The 1,077-nt window shown below is 43.1% G+C and carries 1 pseudogene; it reads right to left on the bottom strand.

Going from position 1 to position 1,077, the window contains the following annotated elements:
• Nucleotides 1-608 precede the first annotated feature (608 nt).
• Nucleotides 609-1,077 (bottom strand): annotated as a pseudogene (locus EAE93_RS24920) (hypothetical protein); the annotation flags it as partial.

Raw genomic sequence — 1,077 nt, 5'->3', positions numbered from 1 at the left:
TGTCGCCACTGAGCGTGGTGCTCTGCGCCCGGCGTTCATGCACTTCGTCGTGGGTTTCGATGGAGGATTTGGAGAGTAAGCCCTTACTGGTCTGTTTGCTGTGTTCTATCAGGTCGGATGAAGCGGTGTCTACTTAAATGTGACAAATGCTTCCTGTACTTCTTCATGGAGAACTTCCCCCTACTTGTTGGGTGTCTAACTTTCGGGGGAAGTTCAAACAGCAGGGATCGTTCTTACTGGGCGACTAACGAATACCAAATAACCAAAATACAAAGCCTGCCAGAAATCCCGACGTACTGATTTTTAGATACATTCCGATATTATCACTGATGAAGTGAAAAATGTCTTTTCCCCCTCCGACCCAATAACCAAGTACGTGAAATATCATGCACATCAGAAACACCGCTAGAAAAAAAGAACAAGATAAATACAACATGACCATGATCGATTTGGCCTTATTTCTTTTCATTTTGTTTCTCCTTATTCTCTATCGCGCTTCCTACACCACTATTGAATAGGCCTGATGCAGCTGAATCGCCTATATTACCCACTGTAGATGGAATGGAACTTTTTGATGCAGGCTTTGTAATCGTCCAAATACCTATAGGTTACCATTCATATTCTTTTGATACAGGGTTAAAAACTTTATTGAATGGAACCTTGATAGTATTACCGATCGCATACCCTACACTGGCACCACCTTTACTTATTATTGCATTCAAAAATGGGTCATCGCCTTTAATTTCTGCTGTGTAGTAACCGCCTACTGCATTCCAAGTAACGGTTGGGTTATAACCTTTCCCTGCTGTGATAGCGCCGACAACACCTGCTCCAATTACATCAGATAACTTCACTTCTCCTGTTGTGCCATATTGAATAGCTGCATTTACACCACTGGTGACGCCTGCCGCAAGTAGCTGCTCTTTCCCTTTTGCCCCCTGAATCATCGTCTTTGCACCAAAGACCATTACAGGCCATGAAGTTGGATCTAAGGCGACAGCGGCAACTCTGTTAGAAGTGGTAATATTATCCTTCAAAAACTGCAAATCCTTACCATTCAAATACTGCACTATCTTG

The organism is Photorhabdus akhurstii (assembly GCF_018448925.1).
GTDB classification, from domain to species: Bacteria; Pseudomonadota; Gammaproteobacteria; order Enterobacterales; family Enterobacteriaceae; genus Photorhabdus; species Photorhabdus akhurstii.
The sequence above is the reverse complement of the archived record's forward strand: the minus strand, read 5'-3'. Positions and strand labels throughout refer to the sequence as shown.